This is a genomic window from Pseudohongiella sp. (genome assembly GCF_011050365.1).
In the GTDB taxonomy this organism is placed as follows: Bacteria; Pseudomonadota; Gammaproteobacteria; order Pseudomonadales; family Pseudohongiellaceae; genus Pseudohongiella.
Genome location: NZ_DRFV01000002.1, coordinates 362,271 through 385,118, shown reverse-complemented (window position 1 = coordinate 385,118; position 22,848 = coordinate 362,271). Strand labels below are relative to the sequence as shown.

The following is a 22,848-nucleotide window of genomic DNA, read 5'->3' as shown; positions in this document are numbered from 1 at the left end:
TGGAGGAAACAGCATGGGCATCAAGGATTGGCCGGCCACCGAGCGGCCACGGGAGAAGCTGCTGCAAGGTGGGCCGGCAAGCCTGTCAGACGCCGAGCTGCTGGCGGTGTTCCTGCGTACCGGCATCGTCGGTAAAAACGCGCTGGACGTCGCCAGAGAGCTGCTCAGCGATTTTGGCAGTCTCACCCGCATATTGTCCGCGAGCATTGATGAATTTTGTCGCAGGGACGGTCTGGGACCGGGCAAGTATGTGCAATTCCAGGCCGTGCTGGAGCTGGCCCGGCGTTACATGGGTGAGCGTCTGGCCGAAAGCGACGCGCTGACCAATTCGGATCTGACCCGTGATTACCTGCGTGCACGCATGGGTGACTACCAACAGGAGGTATTTGCCTGTCTTTATCTCAACAATCAGCATAGAGTGGTCGCCATGGAGGAGCTGTTTCGTGGCACCATCGATGGCGCCGCGGTGTATCCACGCGAAGTGGTCAGGCGTTGCCTGCACAACAATGCAGCGGCAGTGATTTTCGCCCATAATCACCCGTCCGGGCTGGCTGAACCCAGTCAGGCGGACATTGCGATCACCAATCGCCTGAAGCTGGCGTTGAATACCATTGATGTACGGGTGCTCGATCATGTCGTGGTCGGGCGTATGGAAGTGGTGTCTTTTGCCGAAAGAGGCCTGTTATAAGCAAAATCGCTTGTTTTAGCGTCGCTATTTTGGTATAAAACGCAGCTCTTTTTTTCCGGCAGCACCCGGAGCAGATTACGAAACCGTAACGAGGCAAGGTCATGGCTAATGTATGTATGGTAACCGGCAAGAAGCCGATTACAGGAAACAACGTCTCTCACGCGAACAATCGCACCCGACGTCGTTTTTCCCCGAATATCCACACACACCGTTTCTGGGTTGAGTCCGAGAACCGGTTTGTGAAACTGAAAGTGTCCACCAAAGGCATGCGCACAATCGACAAGAACGGCATTGATGCCGTACTGGTCAATGTCCGTGCCAGTGGCATCAAGGTTTAAACACCTCCGCGGCGTGATTTATAAAACGCCCGCGGCGTAATTAAAATTGTATCCAGACAGATGGTGAGCAGCGATGCGCGATAAAATTAAACTGGTTTCCTCCGCAGGTACCGGTCATTTCTACACGACTGACAAGAACAAGCGTACGACGCCTGACAAGATCGAAATCAAGAAATTCGATCCCAAAGCGCGCAAGCACGTGATGTACAAAGAATCCAAGATCAAGTAAGACGGTTTTTTGCTGGCGTTGCCGCCGGCTAACGCTCTGACTCTTCGTTTCGGTGCCATAAAAAACCCGGTTTGCTGTGCAGCAAACCGGGTTTTTGTGTGCCTGATATTCCTGTTTTAAGCCACTGTCTACTTCTGCTTGCTCAGTGACCTGATCAGCTTCTGCGTCGACGCCAGTAATTTGGGGTCGGTTTCAAACTCCTTTTTCAGCTTGCCGACGGTGGTTGACACCGTACCGTAGCGCTTCAGCTTGAACAGGCGGGCGATGGTCTGCAAGGTTGACGCTGACAGCTCCTGACACAGGTACATGGCGACCCAGCGCGGCACATTCTTGGAGCCCGGGCCGCGGGCAGCCTGGTAAATGCTGTCCTCGGTGACCTTGAAGTGAGCTGCCACGGCGCTGACAATCTCCTTGCATGCCGGTCGCCACTTGGCATTGGCGCCGCGGGATACACCACGGGGCTTGCTGGCACTGCGTTTGCCACTGGCAAATTTACGGAATTTCTCGTCGCCCATGACGGACGACAGGTTCTTTTTGCCATAAAAATGTGCCAGCTCATCATCCACGCCGGCCTTCACATAGTCGGCATAACGCTGATAGCGGCGATTGGCAGGACCGTCAATCTGCGCCAGTGCCTCATCGCGCACCAGCCAGCTTTGCGGTTTCACCTTGTTGGTGTAGGCCAGATAGCTGGACCAGGTATTGGTATCCAGATCCTGCTTTCTCACCCCCAGGTGAATGTACCGGGTCAGCGGAAGCAGGTATTGATCGGGTTGCACCAGCACCGCTTTGTAGCGACCCCGGAATAATGAACCTTCGCTTTTTTTCAGGCGCTGATAATACTGCGTGTACAACCCGTCGATCTGACGCATAAAGCGACTGAGGTTGCCTTCGGGTGTCTTTAGCAGCAGGTGATACTGATCTTTCAGCAGCGAGTACGCGTGAACCTGCACGTTCAGGCGTAAGCAGGTCTCATCAAGAGCCTGGAGGAACGCCTCATAGTAGCGCGCGGAGGGGAATGCTTTTTGCCCTTCGACAGCGAAATTTGAGACGTGATAGTAAGCATCGGGATATTCGATTCGAAGTGGACGTGCCATGGGCGCAGTTCCTTATTTTTTTTGTTATTAACGTGATGTTAATCTCTTGTTCTTGCTTATTTAGTTAGAGTTGACCCCACATCACGATCTATAGTGAACCAACTTTACGGCGCAGGTCAATACAAACTTGTGAATCAATCAGTTGCGTTTTGGCGGCGCGGTGGCAAGGGTAATTGCGCGTTTGGGAGCTGGCAGCCCTTCGACACTAAGTGCCGGGTCATGCGGGTCCAGCCCGTCGCGCAACGACTGGAATGGCATCCAGGCGGTACTGCGCTGTTCGCTACTGTCCGTAGCGTTGACGTCAACTGTACGCACATTCAGGTAACCACAGCGTTTCAGCCAGCTTTCGGTGGTGGCGACTGAAGGCAGAAACCATACGTTCTTCATCTGGCAGTATCGATTTTCCGGCATCAGGGCGTAACCGTCCGGTCCATCAACTACCAGTGATTCGAGCACCAGTTCGCCGCCTTCGCGCAGACAGCTTTGCAGCTGCAACAAATGATCAATAGGCGAGCGCCGGTGATACAGCACACCCATGGAAAATACGGTATCAAATATGCCCGACTTGTCAGGAAACTGATCCAGGGTGATGGGTAGCACATAGACCGCCAGGTGGCGCAGAAAGTGCTGCATCAGGCGATACTGGAAAAAATAGGCCGGATGCGGGTCCACCCCCAGCACCAGCTCGGCGTTCTCACCCAGCATACGGTAGCAGTGGTAGCCATTGCCGCAACCGACATCAAGCACGCGGCGGCCGGCCAGCGGCTGTATGTGGGGAAGCAGACGGTCCCACTTCATGTCCGAACGCCATTCGGTATCTATCTCGAGGCCAAAAAGGGACCAGGGCCCCTTGCGCCAGGGCATGAAAGTGCGCGCCGCCACTGCCAGCGCCGCCTGCTCTTCCTCCGTACAGTCGTCGGCCTGTCCGATACGTACCTGCGTGGCCAGATCAATACTGCTGGCCGATATCGCCGGCAGCTCATCAAACAGGGTGAGCCAGCGTTCGGTGAGCCCGTGCCCGCGCGAATAAAGGTAGGCCTCGCTGGCATAATGACTGAGCGTTTCCAGCGGTGTGTCACGCAACAATTGCTGCAGCCGCTGATCAGCCCCGGTATCACGACCATGCCACATCAGCGCACCGCGACCATGGAGGCAAAGTTGAAGCACTGAAACCAGACATCGCAGGACTGAAAGCCGGCGTCCTGCAATCGCTGCTTGTGATCGTTGATGGTTTCCGGGATCAGTACGTTCTCCAGTGCTGCACGTTTCTGACTGACTTCAAGCTCCGAGTAACCCCGCGCCATTTTGAACTCATGGTACAGGTCGATAAACAGCTCATTCAGCGACGGTGCCGGGAAACGTATTTTCTCGGACAGAATGAGTATACCGCCAGGCTTCAGGCCATCACTTATTTTCTGAATCAGTGCCGCGCGTTTGGCCGGGGCAATAAACTGCAGGGTAAAATTGAGCACGACAACCGAGGCATTACTGATCTGCGACTCGCAGACATCCTCGCACAGCACGGTGACTGGCAGCTGCGCAGACTCGGGCTCCGCCAGCGCTTTTTCCAGCCGGGTAACCATGGCAGGTGAGTTGTCGATGGCGAACAGCTGGTAGTCCCGGTGCGGAATCTGGTGTGCCATGGCCAGGCTGGCACCGCCCAGTGAACAGCCCAGGTCATAGATACAGGAACCCGGTGTAACGTAGCGCGCAGACAGCACACCGATCATCGACAGGATGGTGGCATAACCGGGCACCGAGCGATTGATCATGTCGGTAAACACGGCGGCGACTTTCTCGTCAAAAACAAAGTCCGAGTTTGCCTGGGGGCTGGAAAATATGTTGTCGTGCTGTATGCCGGATGTTGTCATAACTCGGGAACAGCCTGGTGGCCGGCGTCGCGCAACGCCTCACGAATGCGGCAGGCGGTGCCGAATTGGGCTTCCTCCTCACGCTCCTGCGCCAGCGCAAAATTGAGGTCGCTGATGGCAGTGATCGGGATCAGGTGCAGGTGTGCGTGGCGCACTTCCAGGCCGGCAACCATCAGGCCCACTTTCTCACAAGGGAACAGACTGCGCAGGGTCCGCGACAGCAAACTGGCGACCTGGAATACATGGGCACTAAGCCCGGCGTCCATGTCGTCCCAATGATCGACTTCCTGATGCGGGATCACCAACAAGTGGCCTACCCGAATCGGTTTGATGGTGAGGATGGCAAAACAGCGGCCATCGTCCCAAAGTACGTGACCGGGTAACTCGCCCTCGCGGATTCGGGTGAACAGGCTGCTCATACAATCGGCCTTTAGCTGATGAATCTTGCTTGATGGATCTTGCCCGCAAGCGGGTGCGCAGGGCGCTATTATGCGGGATTTCGTGTTACAGTCCAACCGCTCGCGACCCGCCGTGCCAGCAGACAAAGATTCAACAGGTCGGACACCCAACCGTGCTTAAATTTATGCTCAAGCAGCGCCTGAACAGCCCGCCGTCAGATGACGGGACTCTGACTGTGGACGGGTTGCCATTACCCTGTCATCTGGTGCGCAGTCGTCGCAAAAGCCTGGCCGTGCATGTGCGTCATGATCGTATCGAGGTGCGGGCGCCATTGCGGATCGCGCGCCGGGACATTCTGCAATTTCTATCCCGCCATCAGGCCTGGGTTTGCCGCAAGCATCAGGAGAAAGTACAGCGTGCGGCCGAACACCTGTCGTTAACTGACGGCAGCGAAATTCTGTACAAGGCAAGGACGCTAACGGTTCGGTTGCGAGCGGCGCCACGCAGCGCGGTGGCGGTCAGCACGCGCGAACTGATCATCAGCGGTCCCGACCTGAGCCCGGACAAAGTGACTGCCATTTTTAAAGGCTGGCTGCAGGAGCAGGCCAAAGCCTGGTTGCCCGCCCGCACCCGCGCGCTGGCAGATCATCTTGGTGTGGGGACAAAGCTCAAGGACGTGGTGTTTCGCAAAACCAAAAGCAAATGGGGGCACTGCACCGCGCAGGGCAGGATTCAGTACAACTGGCTGATCATGCTGGCGCCGGATGGCGTCATTGATTACATGATCTGCCATGAGGTGTGCCACCTGTTGCACATGAATCACTCACCGGTCTACTGGCAGGCCGTGGCAAGCGTATGCCCCGACTACAAACGCTATGTCGGCTGGCTGAAGCAGCACGAACACCGGCTCTGGTTCTGATGTCTGCCGGTTGAGCCGCGGGCTCAGACCACCGGTAGCAAGCGTTTGCGTTGTAGCAGGGTAATACCGATGCCCGCGACCAGGAAAGCAGCACACACTGCGATCAGGATGGTCTGGCTGAAACCATACAAGCCACCGGCGGGGGTCACCAGCGCCAGGCCCGCGATGGAGACACAGCCTCGCGAAATCAGGCCCAGTTTGTCCTCTCCGATGCGCCCAAATCCAAGCAGGTAACCCTGCAGGCCGGCGGAAATCAAGGCCACGCCGATCAATGCAGTACCGACATTCTGTGCAATGCCGGCGAAATCACCCTGCAGCAGCAGCGCCGGGTTAAGGACAAAGAAAAACGGAATAAAATAAATGATCGCACCCAGGCGCATGGCTTCCCAGCCCGCGCGCATGGCTGACACCTGGGCAACACTGGCTGCGGCAAACGCTGCCAGCGCCACCGGTGGCGTGATAAAGCTGAGCATGCCCCAGTACATGATGAACATGTGTGACGCCAGGGGATCCAGGCCGGCATTGATCAATGCCGGTGCCAGTACAATGGCCAGGAAAATATAGGCGGCGGTCACGGTCATGCCGATGCCCAGCACAAAACTGGTCAGCGCGCCCATGATAAGCAGCACCAGCACATTGTCGCCGGCCAGGTAGACCAGGTCGTTAGCCAGCGTGCCCGCCATGCCGGTGACGGCCAGCGAACCCACAATCAGGCCGATGGCTGCCAGAATACCGGCCAGTTCCGCCATCAGCCGGCCGGTGGCGGCCACCATCAGCAGAAACTTGTCCAGACTCATTTTATGGACGGTGAACTGGTTGATGATGAGCAGCGCTGCGGTGGCGATAAACGGTGCGGTGGCTTCACGTTGCATGTACACCAGCATGAAAGTCAGCACCACAAACACGGCAATGAAATACCAGCCTTCCTTGAACACCTTGCCCAGGCTGGGCAGTTCATCCCTGGGCAGGCCTTCCAGTTTGTTGCGCGCCGCGTAGGCATCTATCTGCATGAAAAGGCCGTAAAAATACAGCAATGACGGGACGATCGCGGCCACTGCCACGGTGACGTAACTTACGCCCAGGAAGCTGGCCATGACAAAAGCAGTTGCGCCCATGATGGGCGGCATCAGCACACCCCCGGTGGAGGCGCAGGCCTCAACGCCAGCGGCATAACCGCGCGAAAAGCCGGTGCGACGCATGGCCGGAATCGACAGCGGGCCGGTGGTCAGTACGTTGGTGATGGGGCCGCCGCTCATCGACCCCATCAGACCACTGGAGAAAATCGCCACCTTGGCGGCGCCGCCACGTTTGTGACCCAGCAGGGCAAAGGCAAAATTGATAAAGAAGGGGCCGCCACCAGTGTACTGAAGCGCCACGCCGAACAGAATGAAACCAAACACCAGCATGGCAAAGGAGTTGAGTGCCACGCCAAACAGGCTTTCCTCGCCCAGAACATGGAAAATCGCGACGTCGTGAATCGGCATGCCGATACCGGCGATCACATCAGGCATTCTGTCAGCATAAGTTGGGTACAGCGACAGCACCAACACGATACAGAATATCGGCCAGCCGCCGGCACGCCGCCCTGCTTCCAGAATGATGGCCCAGGTGATCAGTGCCAGCACAACACCCTCGACCGGCGCGACGTACTCCCAGGCATCCAGAATGATACGTTCAGCATTCCAGGCAAAATAGGAAAAAATGACCGCAATGGCGGCCATGATGACCTTGTCATACCAGGGCACAAAATTCAGATTGCTTTTGTGTGAGGGGAAGGTGATGAACACCATGATCAGCATCAGGCCGGTGATCAGGTACAGGTAGCGGCCGTCGAGCATGGTGAAATCAACAAAAAAGCCCAGGGCAAAAATCTGGTTGATGGCCAGCAGAGATGCCATTGCTGTCAGCGTCGCCATGACCACACGCCATTTCCGGGTGAGTTCACGGTAGCGCCCGATCGCGGGCAGTTCGGAGTCGTCTTTTTTCGGTGGCGCTATCGGTGGAATGATGCTGTTACTCATGGGCAGTCGTCTTGTTGTAGGTTTTGTTTAGTGATGACAGGCATTATTGGGTGTCGGCCAGGGTAACCATGCCGAGCTCGGCCAGACGCTGCTCTCGGTATTCAAGCCAGCCGGCTTCAAACGCCGCGCGATCTTCGGGAGCAGAGACGTTGTATTCCTGCCACGCCTGCATCAGCACCTGTTGTCGGGTCAGATTCGCCTGCTGGTTGGCTTCGGCCTCCGGCGTCCAGATACCGATCTCTTTGAAGTAGCGGATGGCACCCTCGTGATAGGGAATAAAGGCATTTGCAAGTTGCTGACCGTGGATGCGCCAGCCGTTGGCCCCCGGCGCTGAATTCCTGTACTCGTCGTAGTGCAGCGCGATGACTTTGGTCATGCCGTAAACCATGTCGGTATCGGCATCGTCCATCGCTACCAGCAAGGGATAGGCCGAGGTAAACACATTGATCCCTGTTTCCTCGTCTATGGCGGGACCCTCAGTGGCAACATGGGGCACATACCAGGGCAGGCGACGGCGCACGCGTTGTACGGCATCGGCGTCGTCAGGCGGAAACTCGACCCAGAACAAACCGCGTGGCGAGGTTTCCAGGCGCAGGAAGGGCGGTGAATTGCAGGCGCCACCCGCGACATCGGCACGGTTATTGATCACCGCGTCGATGGAAGCGTTATAACCGCCGACCTCAACCATTTCCACGTCGTCCCAGGTCAGGTTGGCGTAAGACAGCAATGCTGTCAGGGCGTTGTTCAAAGAGGGGGCACCCTGTACCCAGGTCACACGCTTGCCGCGGATGTCCTCCACCTCGCGGATCTCGGCGTCCGCTGCGGTAGCGAGGCTGAACGAACAGCTGGTGGAGTAATTGGACAGCACTGCGCGGATGGGCTGCGGGCCCCAGATGCGCGATGCAAAATTGAGAATGCCTTCCTGGGCGTAGACCGCTTCCGATCCGCCTGCCGACATGTGGACGCGACCGGCGTTCAGTGTCGCCAGACGAGACACGTCATTACGGCCGGGTACTACGCGCAGGTTGACGCCATACTGACGCTGCAGAATATTACCGATGGCGACCGCCTGGCTGTAACCTCCGGTGCCGGTCGGGTACGCCGACCAGGCCACGGTGCGCGGCATATCGAGTTGACCGGCCAGGGGATTTTCCGGTAACTCCTCAACACCGCAAGCGGCCAGTGCAGAGACGGTCAGTGCCAAAAAGCCAGCGTTGACGAGGCGGCGGGCGCGGCTTGGGAGCAGTGTAGGCATCTGTTATAGGACTCCTGATGGGGCGGGTGCAGCCAGGAATCACCGGTGATTACTGCCCGGTGTTTATTGTTGTCAGGCTGAATACTTAACGCCGAAGAATAACGTAGCTGCCCCACCATTGCCATACCATCAGCTAACTGTTCGTCCTCTGTCCCGTGGCAGGATACCTAGGGGAGGTCGGCCAACGGGATTTCACCGTAGCGATTCTTGCCCGAGCCACCGTCAGCGCCGGCGTCATAGACATAGCCATAAACCCGGCCCTGGCCATCACTATTGAGCTGTGCCCCACGCACCCACTGGCCGTTGATGTCATCCACCAGCAATGTTGCCGGCTGCCAGTTGCCTGCATCATCGGTGAAAGTGTGAAAAAGATGGCGGCTTTTGTCATCAATGAACAACAGATGCACGCGCGCGCCGTCGGCAATGGCATGTGCTCCGGTCTGGTCTGAATCCACCGCATTCTGCACCACGGTGCGATCACTTACCCTGACCGCATCACTCAGTTCACCGGCGCTGTTGACGCGGCGCTCCCACAGCGTGCCGGCACTGACCCGGTAAAGGATGCTGACACTATTGCTGCCGGGCAGAAACACCAGCGGTAAAATCGAGGCAACATCCTCGGCACGGGTGCCCAGTTCGGTGCTGACCTGTCGGCGCGGTGTCAGGCTGCCGTCGGGAAGAAGGCGGCGGTACCAGGCGCTGCCATCGTTGCCGGTGTAGGCCAGATGCACGATATCATCGTGGCCGGAGACCAGGGTGGGACCGGACAGCCGCCGGGGCTGATCAGCATCGACAACAATCTCGTCGCCCCAGACGCCGTCCGGGGAGCGTATTTTGAGATAAATCTTTTCCGCACCGCCGTACACACCCACGATGCTGCCATCAGAGCGCATGGCAATGTCCGCTACCTGTGTCGGCGGCTCTTGCGGAGAGGCCAGCCACGCATCCTGTATTGCCCAGGTATCGGGCTGTCCGGCGTGGTCCGAGGTGCGGAAAGCATGCAGGAAGACATTGTCGGAGGTTTGATGCAGCATGTAGAGGGTGGCATTCGCCAGCACAGCGGCAAACCCTTCCAGGTCACCGGTTGCCGGACGATTGCTGCCATCGACCTCCTGCCAGCTCTGTCCGCCATCAGTGGACTTGACGACCATCAGCATATTGTCGGTTTCGGCCGGTTCCATCAGAAAGTAACGATCGCCGTTGTTGGCTTCGAACGGCCCGATCCGCGCCGGCGTCTCGACAAAAACACCGCCCAGATGGCGTGGCGGTACCGCAACACTCACCACCGGCTGCGCGTTGGCGACCAGTGGCTCGCCGCTCTCTGTGACCATGCGAAAAGCGTAGTTATCACCTGTCTCATTGGTTTCTGCGCCATCGGCAAAGCGGCGAATTACCAGCGGCCATTCCCATTCGCTGTGGCCACTGGCTTGTGTCCACGGGCGTGTGGTGTTGCCGAAACTGACACCGGAGCCGCCGTTGAAGTCTGTGTCCGAAGCGGGCAGCAAGTCGATGGTTTGTTCACCGTGGCCGAAGCTGTCGGCGGCCATGATGCTGATACGCGGTGAGCGCGGTTCACCCTCAATAACGAGGTTGGCAAAGTCTGCCGAGGTGCCAGCAGGCACATAAAGACCAATGACCGAGGCAGGTATGTCAGCGTCGAATTCGGCAGTCAGCTCAAATGCGCCATCGCCGTATTCGAATGTGACCTCACGACTGTTCGTGGCGATAGTCAATTCAGTCCAGCGCCCGGTGACGATATCGGTGGTCGCCTCCGCTATCCGTGTGGCTTCCCCGTCGACATACCGGTCCACGATGACATGGCCGGCAGTGCTGATTGCAACGCGATGATAGTTTTGTGCATCCGTGTAACCAAAGATGATGCCGGCACCGCCGGTCTCGTCTGCTGCCAGACGAACATCGACGCCAATCTCCACCGCGTCCCACAGGGTTTCGTAGCGGCCAAGCGCTATCGCGGCCTGCTCGCCGGCAGTCAGCGCCAGAAAGGGCTCATCGCCGTCAGTGTTGCGTGCAAGCGCCGATGGATTGCCGCTCAGCACTTGCCAGGTACTGCCCGGATCAGCAGTGAGGTCTGGCATGAATACCTTTTGCGGCTGCGGAAAATTTTCCGCCGGCATGGCTTGCCAGTCACCACCATTACGTTGGTATTGAAGTTGATAACGTCTTTCGGTGTCAGTGCCCGGCCAGTTGCCAGCTGCCTGTACTTCAACGCGCAGCCGGAACGGCTCATCGGTGAATACCGTCGCATTCTCATTGAGCCCGGCAGCCCAGCCTGTGTCGGCATTCAAGGGCGCAGAGAAATCCTGACGCAGACGGAAGGCGGTCTGTTGATCGGTGTCGGAAAGTTGGGTCGCAGACGGTGTCTGTGGTTGCGTGTCGCAGGCGGCGAGCAGCGCAATCAGGGCGCAGGCGGTTATCAATCGGGGCGATTTGCTGATCATGTCGTAGGTAACCCGTAATCGGAAACTAAACCGGGGACACTAACAAACCTGTATTACCTGTTTATGACAGTTCGGTTGCATGGTAGCGAAACACCAGATCCCAGACGCCGTGGCCAAGGCGATGTCCGCGGCGTTCGAACTTGGTTTCCGGGCGTCCGGTGTTTTCGGCATAAGCGTCGGCGCCGGCGGTATTTTCCAGCTCAGCGGCGGCACTCATCACTTCCATCATGTGTTCCGCATACGGTTGCCAGTCGGTGGCCAGATGAATAGTGCCGCCTGGCACCAGTTTGGTGGTCAGATGCGCGATGAAGGCGGGCTGCACCAGACGGCGCTTATTGTGTTTCTTTTTGTGCCAGGGATCGGGGAAAAAAATCTGTACCGTATTCAGAGAGTGATCGGCGATGCAGCGCGCCAGAATCTCTACCGCATCATGGCAGTAGATACGCAGATTGCTCAGTCCGAGCCGTTCAATATGGCCCAGCAACTTACCGACCCCGGGGCGGTGCACCTCGATACCGATAAAGTCCTGGTCCGGGTTGGCTGCCGCCATTTCGGCCAACGAGTCTCCCATGCCAAATCCGATTTCCAGCACCAGTGGGGCCTTGCGCCCGAACACGGCTTCGGTGTCCAGAAGGCTGGCAGTGTCATCTATCACATAACGCGACCAGTACTTCTCCAGCGCTTCTTTTTGCGATGCTGTCTGCCGTCCGGCACGGATAACAAAGCTGCGCAGCGGGCGGTGATGTTCGGTGCCGGTAGGCGATTTGTCTTCGTTCATGTCAGAAAAAAGTCCCGTCTATTGGAGAGGAGGCACTGGCGTACAACTTGCGCGGCATACGTCCGGCCAGCCAGGCTTCACGACCGCTGGCTACCGCCTTCTGCATGGCCGAGGCCATCAGAACAGGGTCACCCGCCTCGGCAATGGCGGTATTCATCAGCACGCCATCGCAGCCCAGTTCCATGGCAATGGTGGCATCCGATGCGGTACCCACGCCGGCATCCACAATAATGGGGACCGAGGCGTTCTCCAGGATCATGCGGATATTGTAGGGATTGCGAATGCCCAGGCCGGAGCCGATCGGCGCACCCAAGGGCATGACGGCGATGCAGCCGATCTCTTCCAGACGCTTGGCGATCAACGGATCGTCGCTGGTATACACCATGACATCGAAACCATCGGCCACCAGTTGCTCTGCTGCGACCAGGGTTTCAGTAACATTGGGGTACAGTGTTTTCTGGTCGCCCAGTACTTCCAGCTTGACCAGTTTGTGACCATCGAGCAGTTCGCGCGCCATGCGACAGGTGCGCACGGCATCGTCGGCGGTGTAGCAGCCAGCGGTATTGGGCAGGAAGGTGTATTTTTTCGGTGAGATCACTTCCAGCAGACTGGGTTCGCCTTTGTTCTGCCCCAGGTTTACCCGGCGGATGGCGACGGTGATCATCTCGGCGCCACTGGCTTCCAGCGCGGCAAGGTTTTGCTGGAAGTCGGCGTACTTGCCGCTGCCGATGATCAGGCGTGACTGGTAGGTTTTGCCGGCCAGCACCAATGGTTTATCCTGATTTTGCTTGGTGTTTTCCATAAATATCATCCCGGGCGATTGTTCTGTAAAGGGCAGGGGTGCTTCGGTTATCGCAGCAGTCGGATCAACCGCCGCCAATCGCATGAACGATTTCCACGCGGTCACCTTCGTTCAGCAGATGTTGCGGGTGCAGGCTGCGCGGCACGATGTCCGCGTTCACTTCAACGGCAACCCGCCCCTGTGTCATTTCCAGTTGTGCCAGCAGATCCTGAATACTGGTTTGTCCAGCCAGCTCCATGGCTTCGCCATTTACCTGAATCTTCATGTCTTGATCCTCGCGGTCAGCCTGCCAGTAACCTAAAGCGTGCGTCCGGCCAACATGGCAAAGGCAAGCAGTGCCCAGCCGGTCAGAAATGCCACACCGCCGATCGGGGTGATAGCACCGAGCCAGCGAATACCGCTCAGGCTCAGCACATAAAGGCTACCCGAGAAGATCACAATACCGACCACAAACAACCAGCCGCTGGCCCGCAACAGCGCCGAGTCGCTTAACTGCATGGCCAGCAGACCGACACCGAACAGCGCCAGCGCGTGGTACATCTGGTATTGAACACCGGTCTGGAAAATGGCGAGCAGGTCTTCCGGCAAACGGCTCTTCAGGCCATGGGCAGCAAACGCGCCCAGGCCCACGGCAATGAAGCCATTGATGGCAGCGAGGGCGATAAACAGGCTAGGCATGATGGCACTCCGGCAGTGTCTGGAAACAGGCGTTGTATTAAAACAAAAAAGCCGCTGTCATTAGCAGCGGCTTCTGAAGGGCACGCAAAAATAAGCTGTCAGGCCACCATCGCGCCGCGTACTTTATTCATCGCGTTCTTTTCCAGCTGGCGAATACGCTCGGCCGACACGTTATACTTGGCGGCCAGGTCATGCAGCGTTGACTTCTGATCGGTCAACCAGCGACTGGTGATGATATCGCGGCTGCGCTCATCCAGCTCATTCATTGCCAGATACAGGTTGTTGTTCTGCTCTTCTTCCCACTCGTTTTCTTCAATATCGAGTGCCATGTCAGAACTGTCATCCTGCAGATAGTATGCCGGTGCCTTGTAGGCCTCGTCATCGTCGGCTTCGGACGCGGCGTCAAAGGCCGTGTCATACGAGCTCATGCGGCCTTCCATCTGCCGCACGACAGCCGCATCAACGCCCAGATCGGCAGCGACGGCCTGCGCTTCGTCGTTGCTCAGCCAGCCCAGGCGCTTTTTTGCGCTACGCAGGTTGAAGAACAGCTTGCGCTGGGCCTTGGTGGTGGCAATTTTGACGATGCGCCAGTTGCGCAGGATGAATTCGTGCATTTCTGCCTTGATCCAGTGCACGGCGAATGACACCAGGCGTACACCCATTTCCGGGTTGAAACGCTTGACGGCCTTCATCAGGCCAACATTGCCTTCCTGAATCAGGTCTGCCTGTGACAGGCCGTAACCGGAGTAGCTGCGCGCCATGTGCACAACGAAGCGCAGGTGCGCGAGCACCAGTTGACGGGCGGACTCGAGATTCTCTTCGTAATAGTACTGATTGGCCAGCTCCAGCTCCTGCTCTGCGGTTAATACAGGAATACTGTTAACTGACGTCACATAGGCAGATAGGTCGCGACCCGGTACGGCCGGGCCGACTAGTTGCAAACTCTTGGCTGTTGTCATATTTCCTATGCTCATAATAAATTCGGATATTGCGCTTTAACGTACGACTTGCGATGCAATAGATCGAAGTTACAAACGTGCTACAGATTTAAATATGGATGTCGAAAAACTGTGATTGACACCACTGAACGACCCTATTCTACCACTTTTTCTTACCAGAGTGATTATCTGATGTTGCGTAATACTGATTTCAAGGGCAACGACGCTTAAAAAGGCATTTTTTTGCTTCCCTGCCTTTTCTCCGCGCCGGAGGCGAGAGTCAGAATCTGGTGAAGTGACGTGACACTGACAGGCGTGCGCCCAGCCAGCCCAGCGCAGCGCTACCAACGAGCAGCACGGCGCCGGCACGGGCGCCCAGTCCCTGCAGCTGATACTGACTGCCGTAGTATGCCAGCAGTTCTGTTGCCGGACCGCGCAGTATCATCATCAACAGCGCCAGCAACAGCCAGGCCAGCGCGCCACCGAGCAATCCATACCAGAGCCCGCTGTACAGAAATGGCCGCGCAATAAAGCCATTGGTGGCGCCGATCAGGTTCATTACCCGAATTTCCGCCTCACGACTGGCAATACTGGTGCGGATACTGTTGCCGGTGATAAACAGCACCGCCAGCGACAACACTACAATCAGCGCAATTACCGCACGCTGGGTCAGGCTCAGAAAACTGTCCAGCCGCTGCAGCCACAATTGATCCATCTGCACCAGGTCGACACCGGGCTGACTGGCGAGCATGTCCTGCGCTTGCACGGCGGTCTCGTAACGGGTGTCGCTGAGCTGAATCACAATACTTGCCGGCAACGGATTCTGTGCCAGCGAATCCACGACATCGCCCAGCCCTGACCATTCGGCGAAATCAGCGGCAGCCTGCTCCGGGGAGACATAACGGGTGGTACTGACCTGCTCATGTGTTGCCAGGCGTTGTTGCAGGGTTTCCACGTCGCTGTCAGTGGCGTCCGCCTGCAAGTAAACGGTTACCAGGTTCGCCTGCGTCAGGTTGTCATCAAACTGATTGAGGTTTTTGCCGGTGACATACAACAAAGCCGGTAACAGGAGCGCAATGGCAATGACTGCCAGCGTCATCGCCGAACTGGCCGGTTGCTGCCAAAGGCGGCGCAGGGCATCCACCGCGCATTCCCGGTGCAACATCAGCCCGGCCATCAGACGCTGGCGCGCAGACAGCCGCGTTCTGGTATTGCTGCTTCCGGGTTTTCTGTTTTTTGCCGTGGCGGTCATGGCTGGCTACCTGACCGGCTGGGCTGGTGTTCGTCCTTGATCAGCCGCCCCTGATCAAGTGTCAGCATGCGGTGTTTCAGGCGGGTGATCAGCGACAGGTCGTGACTGGCAATCAACATGCAGACACCCACCTGATTGAATTGTTCAAACAACACCATGATCTCGGCTGCCAGCTCCGGATCCAGGTTACCGGTAGGTTCGTCTGCCAGCAGGATCTGCGGACGGTTGACGACGGCGCGGGCAATGCCGACCCGCTGTTGTTCGCCGCCGGACAGGGTAACCGGGTTGAGTTTTTCCTTGTTCAGCAAGCCCACCTTGTCGAGCGCCGCGCGCACCCGCCGCGCCGCCTCGTGCTTATCATAACCTTCTATCTGCAATGGCAGCATGATGTTGTCGAACACGCTGCGATCAAACAATAACTGGTGATCCTGAAAGACCACGCCGATGCGGCGACGGTAATAAGGGATCTGGCGCGACGGCAGGCGGTTGATGTTGCGACCGCTGACCAGAATCTGTCCCTGGTTGAGCTTTTCGGTGAGCATGACCAGCTTCAGCAGGGTGCTCTTGCCAGCCCCGGAGCGGCCGGTGAGAAATGCCATTTCGCCTTTCTCGAGCTCGAACGACACCTGCCTGAGCGCTTCGTGCCCGCCGGGGTAACGCTTGCTGACATCGTCAAAGCGAATCATGGTTACTCGTGTCAGTCGAAAACAAAGCGGCGACAAACTGGTCGGCATCGAAGGGGCGCAGGTCTTCGGCCTGCTCGCCAATGCCGATAAAACGGATCGGCAACTTCATGGCATTGGCAATGGCAAACACCATGCCGCCCTTGGCAGTGCCGTCGAGTTTGGTCAGGCACAAGCCGGTCAGTTTAACCGAGTCATTGAAACTCCTGGCCTGGCTCAGCGCGTTCTGCCCGGTCGTGGCATCCAGCACCAGCATGACTTCATGCGGTAACTGGTCATCCTGCTTTTTCAGCACCCGTACAATTTTTTCCAGCTCCTGCATCAGATTGGCCTTGTTGTGCAGGCGCCCGGCGGTGTCGGCAATGAGCACGTCAATGCCGCGCGCTTTGGCAGCCTGATAGGCATCAAAAATAACGGAGGCGCTGTCCGAACCCGATGCCTGGGCGATCACCGGTACCTGGTTGCGTTCACCCCAGGTTTGCAGCTGCTCCACGGCGGCAGCACGGAAGGTGTCGCCGGCAGCCAGCATGACCTTGCGTTTTTCCTGCTGAAAACGCCGTGCCAGTTTGCCGATGGTCGTGGTCTTGCCAACGCCGTTAACGCCAACCACCAGAATGACATAAGGTTTGGTTTCACGGGGTATTTCCAGCGGTGCGGTGCAGGGCGCCAGCAATTCGCGCAGTTCGCTCTGCAATTGCGCCATCAGTGCGTCACCGTCATTGAGCTGCTTGCGTTTAACCTTCGCGGTGAGTGCGGAAATAACCTGGTCGGTGGCCTCGATACCGACGTCAGCGGTCAGCAGTTGCATTTCAATGTCGTCGAGCAATTCCGCATCAATGGTTTTGCGGCCGCCCAGCAGTGAGCCGAGGCCATCGGCCAGATTGCTGCGGGTGCGACTCAGGCCCTGTTTCAGGCGGCTGAAAAAGCCACCGGTGGCGGGTTTCTGCTCATCTGCCGGCTCGTCCGGGGCTGTATCGGCCACGGGCGCCACTTCAGCCACGTCCGGCGTATCCGTTACCGGTGCGTCAATGGCGTCTTCAGCCGGCGGGCTCGGGGTATCCCCGTCCTGCACCTGTTCGGCGTCCGTGTTGGCCGGTGGCGTATCAGCAGTGTTTTTGCGTTTTTTGATAAAACCGAACATAAATAGCTAACTCTAAATGCGGGCTTGGAATACGGACCCGGATTACGGGCGTGAAACAGGGGCTCAGAATAGGACAGAGCCGGAAGCGCTAGTCTAACATTTAAGGTTACAATGCACATTCCGTTTACCTGACCAGACCCTGATTCGTGTCCAGAAGAACGCCCACCAACAAGTCTGCTGCAACTCAGCGCAACACACTCCGCATTATTGGAGGGCAATGGCGCGGACGCAAGTTGCAGTTTCCCGATGTGGCCGGCCTGCGCCCGACCGCTGACAGGGTGCGCGAAACCCTGTTCAACTGGCTGCAGGGCTGGGTGCTCGACGAAGATTGCCTGGACCTGTTCGCCGGCAGCGGCGCCTGTGGCCTGGAAGCCCTGTCCCGTGGCGCGCGCTCTGCGGTTTTCGTTGACGCCTCGGGTGAAGCCAGTGCCAGCATCCGGGGGCACCTGAGCCTGCTGGAGGCGCAAAATGCAACGGTGGTGACGGCGGCGGCCGAACACTGGCTGCGCGGCGCAGACGCCAACCCGGCAACACGGTTCGGCCTGGTGTTTCTGGATCCGCCGTTTGCTGCCAACTCGCTGGCGGATACGGTACAGCAGTTGGAGGCAAGCGGTATTCTCAAACCCAGAGCGCAGATTTATCTGGAGTCCGGCCATGATCTGGCTGCACTACCGGTGCCGTCGACCTGGACGGCACGCAAGAATCTGCGTGCCGGCGCGGTATATTATGGCCTGTACGAGAGGCGCGCATGACTGAGCTGTCGACGGCTGCGGTGAGTCCGGTCGCGCCCTGGTGGTTGCCCGGCGGGCATCTGCAAACTATCTGGCGCAAGCTGGCAGCGGCGCCGTCACTGATTCGCCAGCGTCAGCGCATTGAGCTGGCCGATGGTGATTTCATTGATGTGGACCATCTTCATGCGGGTGGCTCTGACGTCGCTGGCGCGGATAGACCACTGGTTTTTCTGTTGCATGGCCTGGCAGGTTGCTCCGCCTCGCCCTACATTCTGGCCATGCAACACACTCTGCATGGCGCCGGCTACGACAGCGTGGCGATGAATCTGCGTGGCTGCAGCGGCGACCACAACCGCCTCGCCATCGCTTACCACTCGGGCTGCTCCGGTGATGTGGAAGAAGTCATGGCAGCACTGATGGCGCGCCAGCAGCGACCGCTGGTGGTGATCGGTTATTCACTGGGTGCCAATGTCCTGGTCAAATGGCTTAGCGAAACCCGCTTTAAAAATCAGCTCTGTGCTGCTGTCAGTGTCTCCAACCCGTTTTCACTGGACCTGTGCTGTGCGCAGATGAAAACGGGTATGGCCTATTGGTATGGACGTTATTTTTTGCGCCGTCTGCGCACCGATCTGCAGTGCAAGCGGGACGCGTTTGTGCGGCAGGGGCGAGATGACCAGGTGCAGGCCATCAACCGGCTTGGTGCACTCGATGGCCTGCAGACGCTGTGGGACTTTGATGATGCGGTAACTGCGCCTTTGCACGGTTTTGCCGGTGCCGAGGACTACTACCAGCGCTGCAGCAGCCGTCGGTTTATTGCCGATACACCCGTGCCAACGCTGGTGGTGCACAGTCACAACGACCCCATCATACCGCTGCATGCACTGCCCACACGGGATCAGACGCCGGCACACGTAAGCTGGGAAATTCTGCCATCCGGCGGCCATGTCGGGTTCGCCATGAAAGGCCACAATGCCTGGCTTGAGCATCGCATACTGCGCTTTATTGAGCAGGCACAATTGAGCTGACATGGCCTGGTTCCTCGTGTACTGTAGGCGGCATTTGACGCGACAGGACCCTGCACACCATGAAAACAGCGGTTTATCCGGGGACATTCAACCCCATCACTAATGGCCACATCGATCTGGTGGAACGCGCATCGCGTCTGTTTGACAATGTCATTGTGGCCATCGGCGTCAACAAACAAAAAACCACCTCGCTGTCGACTGACAAACGTGTTGCATTGGCCAGAAAGGTATTGGCTCATGTCGACAATGTTGAAGTGGTTGCGTTTGAAACCCTGCTGATTGAATTTGTCCGCCAGCGCGGTGCCAGTGTCATTTTACGCGGACTGCGGACGGTGGCTGACTTTGAATACGAGTTCCAGCTGGTCGGCATGAACCGTGCGCTGGATCCGGGCATAGAAACCATTTTCATGGCCCCGGATGAGCATCTGTCTTATATCTCTTCAACGCTGGTGCGGGAAATTGCGTCCTACGGCGGTGATATCAGCCGTTTTGTGCACCCGCTGGTGGCCGAAGCCATGCGTGAGCATCTGGCGGAACAGAAAGCAGGCCAGCAGTAAGCAATCCGGCCCGCATCCCGGGTCAACGTTGGCAGCGCTTGCAGAATACCGTGCTGCGAGCGCTCAGGCGCACTTCCTGTAACGTTCCCCCGCACTGTTTGCAGGCCTCGCCGCCTCGCCCGTAGACCTGCAGCGATTGTTTGAAATACCCCGGTTTGCCATCGCCGCCGACAAAATCCCGTAGTGTTGTTCCGCCCACGGTGATGGCGTGGTCGATGACCTGTTTGATACACATCACCAGCCGCGCCATGCGAACACGTGACACTGACCCGGCATCTGCCAGCGGTCGGATGCCGGCCATAAACAGCGCTTCGTTGGCATAGATATTCCCCACGCCCACGACCACGTGACTGTCCATGATAAAGCTCTTGATGGGCGTTTTGCGGCCGCGGCTGCGCTGATACAGATACGGGGCGTCGAAGGTATCGGCCAGTGGTTCCGGGCCCAGGCTGGCCAGCAGTGGGTGTTCGTCTATTGTGTCTCCGCTCCACAATATGCAGCCGAAGCGTCGCGGATCTGTGTAACGCAGCATGACATCATGGCTGAACTCGATATCAATGTGGTCATGTTTGGCCGCCGGTACCCCGGTTGGCAGGATGCGAACACTGCCGGACATGCCCAGATGAATAATAATGTGCCCGTTTGTTGTCTCTATCAGTATGTACTTACCGCGTCGCCGGGTTGACAGCACGGTCTGGCCGGGCATCAGAGTGGTGATCTGTGGCGATACCGGCCAGCGTAGCTGGCTTTGCCTGACAACGCTGCGGGCGATGGTGCGGCCGCTAATATGAGGGTCGATTCCGCGGCGGCTGGTTTCAACTTCGGGCAGTTCTGGCATCAGGTCATCTATCGATTTTGTGGCTGAAATCAGCGGTTTGTGACAAAAATTTAGCAACCGGTTTTGTGAACCAGTCTATTGTATCTGTTCTGTTGTCGGGTATTCTGGTGTAACGTAAAGACAACTCTGACACTAAATACAGCATAAGACAGTACCGGAGATTCCGCCATGTGTTTCCGAACCATCTGCGCACAACCGTCGGCTTTGCTGACCACGAACCCATTGCCAACGGTGGCACTGGCAATGTCATTGTTCTGGATGTCGACCAGTTCGGCGGCCGACGACAACAGGCCCGATCAGGGCTGGATGACCAACTTGACGCCGCTGCAGACCTTACGTCCTTCGCCCGCGCAGGCGGTGCCCGGGCTGCGTGAATCGATCGAGGCACTTGAAGGCAGCGGCAATACCTGGCATCCCGATATCGCTGAATCGACGCTGAGTCTGGCCAGGCATGCGCAGGAAGCCGGCGACCATGTGGAAGCCATTGCGTTGCTGGAGCGCGCTGTCCATGTCAGTCGCGTCAATCATGGTTTGTTCAGCCTGCAACAGGTCAATGCGCTGGAGATGCAAATAGACAGCCACCTGGCGCTGGGGCAATGGCCCGAGGCTGATGGTCTGCAGCAATATCTGTTTTACGTTCACAGCCGGGCGATGGCGGACGACGACCCGGCGTTGATTCCGGCGCTGGAAGCTTACGCACAGTGGAACATTGAAGCCTTCAGGCGGCGCCTGGGTGAGTTCCCTGCCACTCGCCTGATCGATGCTTACCATCTGACCAGTGTCGCGTTATCCATCGTGGATCGCGACCCGGCCCTGGCTGAACAGTCACGCGAGATCATGCTTGAGCGCTTGGCCTATCTGGCCTGGATGATGGCAAGAACGGGTGCCCAGGACCGGCAAGAGGCGCAATACACCAATATCAGACTGGTCGATGACAACTGGGTCGATCACGTCACCGACCGACGCTATCGGCGCTACAACAACCCGTTTCTGCAGGGGGAGTATGCGCTGGAGCAGATTGTGGAAATGCGGGCAGCACGCCTGGCGGCCGTGGAAGCCGCCGGCGTGATGGGCGAGCAGCGTGACCGGCTGCTGGTGGCGCACACCAATGCCATACTGGATCTGGCCGACTGGTTTCTGCTGTTCGAGCGCCGCAATGCATCGGCTGATGTCTACGAGAGTGCCTGGCTGACCATGCAGGACGAGACCGATGCTCTGCAGGAGCTGGTGTTTGACCGCATTGTCATGTTGCCGAGGTTCGAAACCACGCGGCAGCCCACCGGTGACCCGGTTCCCACCCGTGATATGCAGGCGACCGCGGGCAGCATATCCGGCTCTCCGGTGACGACCGGTGCCGGTGCGCCAGAAACAGCGAAAGCGGCGGACAGCGAGGAAACCTCAACCGTACCGTACGTGGTGATGGAATTTGATATCAATCAGTACGGTCGTGCCGTCAACGTGGATATCCTGGAGTCCTGGCCGGAAGACGATGTTGGCATGCACCGCCGTCTGATTGGTGCGCTACGGGACAGCCGGATGCGACCAATTATCCGCGACGGCAACGCTTCGCGTGTTGAGGATCTGGTTTATCGCTTTCCCTACGAGATTGAAAGTAGCGAGTCCGGGACGCAATAATGATGCCGTGAGCCGGTCTTTATTACGGTAAACTCAACACACTGCGATGGGCGGTTGGAGTCAGTGATCATGAAAATGCCACGAACCAGAATTTTGTTAAGCCTGAGTGTCACGGCGCTGTTGCTCAGCGCCTGTGAATCCACGCAGCAATCGCAGCAGTCGTCCAGCAGCATGCCGCAAATGCCGTCCTCATCTTCGTCGTCGTCGTCTTCGTCTTCGTCGTCGAGCAGCAGCTCGTCATCCATGCCGTCGCCGTCCATGCCTTCGTCGTCATCGTCATCGTCATCATCGATGCCGTCAATGCCTTCGAGCAGTTCGTCCAGCTCGCGGTCGTCCGGTTCACAAAGCCCGGGTTCGCAGAGTGCGGGCTCGCAGGCGAGCAGCGGCGGTGCCAGCGGCAGCTCGGGTACCGCCAGCGCCTCTACTTCCGGTTTGCCTGATTTCTCCGGAGGTCGCAGCTCATCGTCGGGTGCCAGTGGCACATCGGGCGGCTCTGCGGCCACGACCGCCGGTG

At 57.9% G+C, this 22,848-nt stretch carries 25 protein-coding genes; 8 read left to right on the top strand and 17 right to left on the bottom strand.

Annotated features, from left to right (window positions below; genetic code table 11):
* The first annotated feature begins 13 nt into the window (after positions 1-13).
* From radC to rpmG, 3 genes are all read left to right on the top strand, one after another.
* The gene (radC, locus tag ENH71_RS03190) at positions 14-688 is read left to right on the top strand and encodes a RadC family protein (RefSeq protein WP_294135901.1); all 675 of its coding nucleotides are present in this window, start codon (positions 14-16) and stop codon (positions 686-688) included.
* A gap of 101 nt (positions 689-789) precedes the next feature.
* Positions 790-1,026 carry a 50S ribosomal protein L28 gene (gene rpmB / locus ENH71_RS03185; RefSeq protein WP_294135904.1) on the top strand — a complete coding sequence of 79 codons (237 nt, stop codon included), beginning with the start codon at positions 790-792 and terminating at the stop codon, positions 1,024-1,026.
* A gap of 73 nt (positions 1,027-1,099) precedes the next feature.
* Positions 1,100-1,255: a 50S ribosomal protein L33 gene (gene rpmG, locus ENH71_RS03180; protein ID WP_070116990.1), complete on the top strand. Its 156-nt coding sequence runs from the start codon at positions 1,100-1,102 to the stop codon at positions 1,253-1,255.
* 128 nt (positions 1,256-1,383) lie between these two features.
* Here the strand turns inward: rpmG and ENH71_RS03175 are convergent, their stop codons facing one another.
* The 4 genes from ENH71_RS03175 to ENH71_RS03160 form a co-directional block, all read right to left on the bottom strand.
* Positions 1,384-2,352, bottom strand: a complete 969-nt coding sequence (locus ENH71_RS03175; RefSeq protein WP_294135915.1) for a helix-turn-helix domain-containing protein — start codon at positions 2,350-2,352, stop codon at positions 1,384-1,386.
* A gap of 138 nt (positions 2,353-2,490) precedes the next feature.
* A complete protein-coding gene (gene cmoB / locus ENH71_RS03170; protein ID WP_294135916.1) occupies positions 2,491-3,483 on the bottom strand; it encodes a tRNA 5-methoxyuridine(34)/uridine 5-oxyacetic acid(34) synthase CmoB in 993 nt (330 codons plus the stop codon).
* Positions 3,483-4,223 (bottom strand): carboxy-S-adenosyl-L-methionine synthase CmoA, encoded by a 741-nt coding sequence (cmoA, locus tag ENH71_RS03165; RefSeq protein WP_294135918.1) that lies wholly within the window; start codon positions 4,221-4,223, stop codon positions 3,483-3,485. The genes cmoB and cmoA overlap by 1 nt, the downstream gene beginning before the upstream one ends.
* Positions 4,220-4,642, bottom strand: a complete 423-nt coding sequence (locus ENH71_RS03160) for an HIT family protein (protein ID WP_294135920.1) — start codon at positions 4,640-4,642, stop codon at positions 4,220-4,222. The genes cmoA and ENH71_RS03160 overlap by 4 nt, the downstream gene beginning before the upstream one ends.
* Positions 4,643-4,794: 152 nt before the next feature.
* On the opposite strand from ENH71_RS03160, the gene ENH71_RS03155 reads away from it, so the two are divergent.
* Positions 4,795-5,541, top strand: a complete 747-nt coding sequence (locus ENH71_RS03155) for a M48 family metallopeptidase (protein WP_294135923.1) — start codon at positions 4,795-4,797, stop codon at positions 5,539-5,541.
* 23 nt (positions 5,542-5,564) lie between these two features.
* On the opposite strand, the gene ENH71_RS03150 is transcribed toward ENH71_RS03155, so the two are convergent.
* From ENH71_RS03150 to ftsY, 11 genes are all read right to left on the bottom strand, one after another.
* Positions 5,565-7,562, bottom strand: a complete 1,998-nt coding sequence (locus ENH71_RS03150) for a TRAP transporter permease (RefSeq protein WP_294135924.1) — start codon at positions 7,560-7,562, stop codon at positions 5,565-5,567.
* Positions 7,563-7,605: 43 nt separating this feature from the next.
* Positions 7,606-8,817: a TAXI family TRAP transporter solute-binding subunit gene (locus tag ENH71_RS03145; RefSeq protein WP_294135927.1), complete on the bottom strand. Its 1,212-nt coding sequence runs from the start codon at positions 8,815-8,817 to the stop codon at positions 7,606-7,608.
* Positions 8,818-8,984: 167 nt separating this feature from the next.
* Positions 8,985-11,276 (bottom strand): sialidase family protein, encoded by a 2,292-nt coding sequence (locus tag ENH71_RS03140; RefSeq protein ID WP_294135930.1) that lies wholly within the window; start codon positions 11,274-11,276, stop codon positions 8,985-8,987.
* Positions 11,277-11,337: 61 nt separating this feature from the next.
* Positions 11,338-12,054 (bottom strand): tRNA (guanosine(46)-N7)-methyltransferase TrmB, encoded by a 717-nt coding sequence (gene trmB / locus ENH71_RS03135; protein ID WP_294135933.1) that lies wholly within the window; start codon positions 12,052-12,054, stop codon positions 11,338-11,340.
* Between the two features lies 1 nt (position 12,055).
* Positions 12,056-12,856, bottom strand: a complete 801-nt coding sequence (locus ENH71_RS03130; protein WP_294135936.1) for a thiazole synthase — start codon at positions 12,854-12,856, stop codon at positions 12,056-12,058.
* 64 nt (positions 12,857-12,920) lie between these two features.
* Complete coding sequence (thiS, locus tag ENH71_RS03125) at positions 12,921-13,121, bottom strand: sulfur carrier protein ThiS (protein ID WP_294135938.1); 201 nt, start codon at positions 13,119-13,121, stop codon at positions 12,921-12,923.
* Between the two features lie 32 nt (positions 13,122-13,153).
* Positions 13,154-13,534 (bottom strand): DUF423 domain-containing protein, encoded by a 381-nt coding sequence (locus tag ENH71_RS03120; RefSeq protein ID WP_294135940.1) that lies wholly within the window; start codon positions 13,532-13,534, stop codon positions 13,154-13,156.
* Between the two features lie 98 nt (positions 13,535-13,632).
* A complete protein-coding gene (rpoH, locus tag ENH71_RS03115) occupies positions 13,633-14,493 on the bottom strand; it encodes an RNA polymerase sigma factor RpoH (RefSeq protein ID WP_294135942.1) in 861 nt (286 codons plus the stop codon).
* Between the two features lie 259 nt (positions 14,494-14,752).
* On the bottom strand, positions 14,753-15,724 hold the full coding sequence (ftsX, locus tag ENH71_RS03110) for a permease-like cell division protein FtsX (protein ID WP_294135944.1): 972 nt from the start codon (positions 15,722-15,724) through the stop codon (positions 14,753-14,755).
* The gene (ftsE, locus tag ENH71_RS03105) at positions 15,721-16,410 is read right to left on the bottom strand and encodes a cell division ATP-binding protein FtsE (RefSeq protein ID WP_294135946.1); all 690 of its coding nucleotides are present in this window, start codon (positions 16,408-16,410) and stop codon (positions 15,721-15,723) included. Before ftsE ends, ftsX begins: the two co-directional genes overlap by 4 nt.
* Positions 16,397-17,548: a signal recognition particle-docking protein FtsY gene (gene ftsY / locus ENH71_RS03100; protein WP_294135948.1), complete on the bottom strand. Its 1,152-nt coding sequence runs from the start codon at positions 17,546-17,548 to the stop codon at positions 16,397-16,399. The genes ftsE and ftsY overlap by 14 nt, the downstream gene beginning before the upstream one ends.
* A 146-nt stretch (positions 17,549-17,694) precedes the next feature.
* Here ftsY and rsmD point away from each other — a divergent pair, with 146 nt between their 5' ends.
* From rsmD to coaD, 3 genes are read left to right on the top strand one after another with little or no spacing between them, the layout of a single operon-like run.
* The gene (gene rsmD, locus ENH71_RS03095) at positions 17,695-18,300 is read left to right on the top strand and encodes a 16S rRNA (guanine(966)-N(2))-methyltransferase RsmD (protein ID WP_294135950.1); all 606 of its coding nucleotides are present in this window, start codon (positions 17,695-17,697) and stop codon (positions 18,298-18,300) included.
* Positions 18,297-19,304: a YheT family hydrolase gene (locus tag ENH71_RS03090; RefSeq protein ID WP_294135951.1), complete on the top strand. Its 1,008-nt coding sequence runs from the start codon at positions 18,297-18,299 to the stop codon at positions 19,302-19,304. The genes rsmD and ENH71_RS03090 overlap by 4 nt, the downstream gene beginning before the upstream one ends.
* A gap of 59 nt (positions 19,305-19,363) precedes the next feature.
* Complete coding sequence (coaD, locus tag ENH71_RS03085; protein ID WP_294135953.1) at positions 19,364-19,861, top strand: pantetheine-phosphate adenylyltransferase; 498 nt, start codon at positions 19,364-19,366, stop codon at positions 19,859-19,861.
* Positions 19,862-19,883: 22 nt separating this feature from the next.
* On the opposite strand, the gene mutM is transcribed toward coaD, so the two are convergent.
* Positions 19,884-20,699: a bifunctional DNA-formamidopyrimidine glycosylase/DNA-(apurinic or apyrimidinic site) lyase gene (gene mutM / locus ENH71_RS03080; protein ID WP_294135955.1), complete on the bottom strand. Its 816-nt coding sequence runs from the start codon at positions 20,697-20,699 to the stop codon at positions 19,884-19,886.
* 168 nt (positions 20,700-20,867) lie between these two features.
* Between mutM and ENH71_RS03075 the strand changes: the two genes are divergently transcribed.
* The gene (locus tag ENH71_RS03075; protein ID WP_294135958.1) at positions 20,868-22,334 is read left to right on the top strand and encodes a tetratricopeptide repeat protein; all 1,467 of its coding nucleotides are present in this window, start codon (positions 20,868-20,870) and stop codon (positions 22,332-22,334) included.
* Here the strand turns inward: ENH71_RS03075 and ENH71_RS03070 are convergent.
* Positions 22,298-22,816, bottom strand: coding sequence for a hypothetical protein (locus tag ENH71_RS03070; protein ID WP_294135961.1), 519 nt, complete (start codon positions 22,814-22,816; stop codon positions 22,298-22,300). The genes ENH71_RS03075 and ENH71_RS03070 overlap by 37 nt on opposite strands.
* Positions 22,817-22,848: the final 32 nt, after the last annotated feature.

What these genes read in the sequence shown, in the direction of transcription:
- ENH71_RS03175 (WP_294135915.1), bottom strand. Translation starts at nt 2,352, where the DNA reads ATGGCACGTCCACTTCGAATCGAATATCCCGATGCTTACTATCACGTC.
- ENH71_RS03120 (WP_294135940.1), bottom strand. Translation starts at nt 13,534, where the DNA reads ATGCCTAGCCTGTTTATCGCCCTCGCTGCCATCAATGGCTTCATTGCC.
- ENH71_RS03145 (WP_294135927.1), bottom strand. Translation starts at nt 8,817, where the DNA reads ATGCCTACACTGCTCCCAAGCCGCGCCCGCCGCCTCGTCAACGCTGGC.
- cmoB (WP_294135916.1), bottom strand. Translation starts at nt 3,483, where the DNA reads ATGTGGCATGGTCGTGATACCGGGGCTGATCAGCGGCTGCAGCAATTG.
- ENH71_RS03160 (WP_294135920.1), bottom strand. Translation starts at nt 4,642, where the DNA reads ATGAGCAGCCTGTTCACCCGAATCCGCGAGGGCGAGTTACCCGGTCAC.
- radC (WP_294135901.1), top strand. Translation starts at nt 14, where the DNA reads ATGGGCATCAAGGATTGGCCGGCCACCGAGCGGCCACGGGAGAAGCTG.
- ftsX (WP_294135944.1), bottom strand. Translation starts at nt 15,724, where the DNA reads ATGACCGCCACGGCAAAAAACAGAAAACCCGGAAGCAGCAATACCAGA.
- ENH71_RS03150 (WP_294135924.1), bottom strand. Translation starts at nt 7,562, where the DNA reads ATGAGTAACAGCATCATTCCACCGATAGCGCCACCGAAAAAAGACGAC.
- trmB (WP_294135933.1), bottom strand. Translation starts at nt 12,054, where the DNA reads ATGAACGAAGACAAATCGCCTACCGGCACCGAACATCACCGCCCGCTG.
- ENH71_RS03130 (WP_294135936.1), bottom strand. Translation starts at nt 12,856, where the DNA reads ATGGAAAACACCAAGCAAAATCAGGATAAACCATTGGTGCTGGCCGGC.
- coaD (WP_294135953.1), top strand. Translation starts at nt 19,364, where the DNA reads ATGAAAACAGCGGTTTATCCGGGGACATTCAACCCCATCACTAATGGC.
- ENH71_RS03075 (WP_294135958.1), top strand. Translation starts at nt 20,868, where the DNA reads ATGTGTTTCCGAACCATCTGCGCACAACCGTCGGCTTTGCTGACCACG.
- mutM (WP_294135955.1), bottom strand. Translation starts at nt 20,699, where the DNA reads ATGCCAGAACTGCCCGAAGTTGAAACCAGCCGCCGCGGAATCGACCCT.
- ftsE (WP_294135946.1), bottom strand. Translation starts at nt 16,410, where the DNA reads ATGATTCGCTTTGACGATGTCAGCAAGCGTTACCCCGGCGGGCACGAA.
- ENH71_RS03140 (WP_294135930.1), bottom strand. Translation starts at nt 11,276, where the DNA reads ATGATCAGCAAATCGCCCCGATTGATAACCGCCTGCGCCCTGATTGCG.
- rpmG (WP_070116990.1), top strand. Translation starts at nt 1,100, where the DNA reads ATGCGCGATAAAATTAAACTGGTTTCCTCCGCAGGTACCGGTCATTTC.
- thiS (WP_294135938.1), bottom strand. Translation starts at nt 13,121, where the DNA reads ATGAAGATTCAGGTAAATGGCGAAGCCATGGAGCTGGCTGGACAAACC.
- rpmB (WP_294135904.1), top strand. Translation starts at nt 790, where the DNA reads ATGGCTAATGTATGTATGGTAACCGGCAAGAAGCCGATTACAGGAAAC.
- rpoH (WP_294135942.1), bottom strand. Translation starts at nt 14,493, where the DNA reads ATGACAACAGCCAAGAGTTTGCAACTAGTCGGCCCGGCCGTACCGGGT.
- ENH71_RS03090 (WP_294135951.1), top strand. Translation starts at nt 18,297, where the DNA reads ATGACTGAGCTGTCGACGGCTGCGGTGAGTCCGGTCGCGCCCTGGTGG.
- cmoA (WP_294135918.1), bottom strand. Translation starts at nt 4,223, where the DNA reads ATGACAACATCCGGCATACAGCACGACAACATATTTTCCAGCCCCCAG.
- ftsY (WP_294135948.1), bottom strand. Translation starts at nt 17,548, where the DNA reads ATGTTCGGTTTTATCAAAAAACGCAAAAACACTGCTGATACGCCACCG.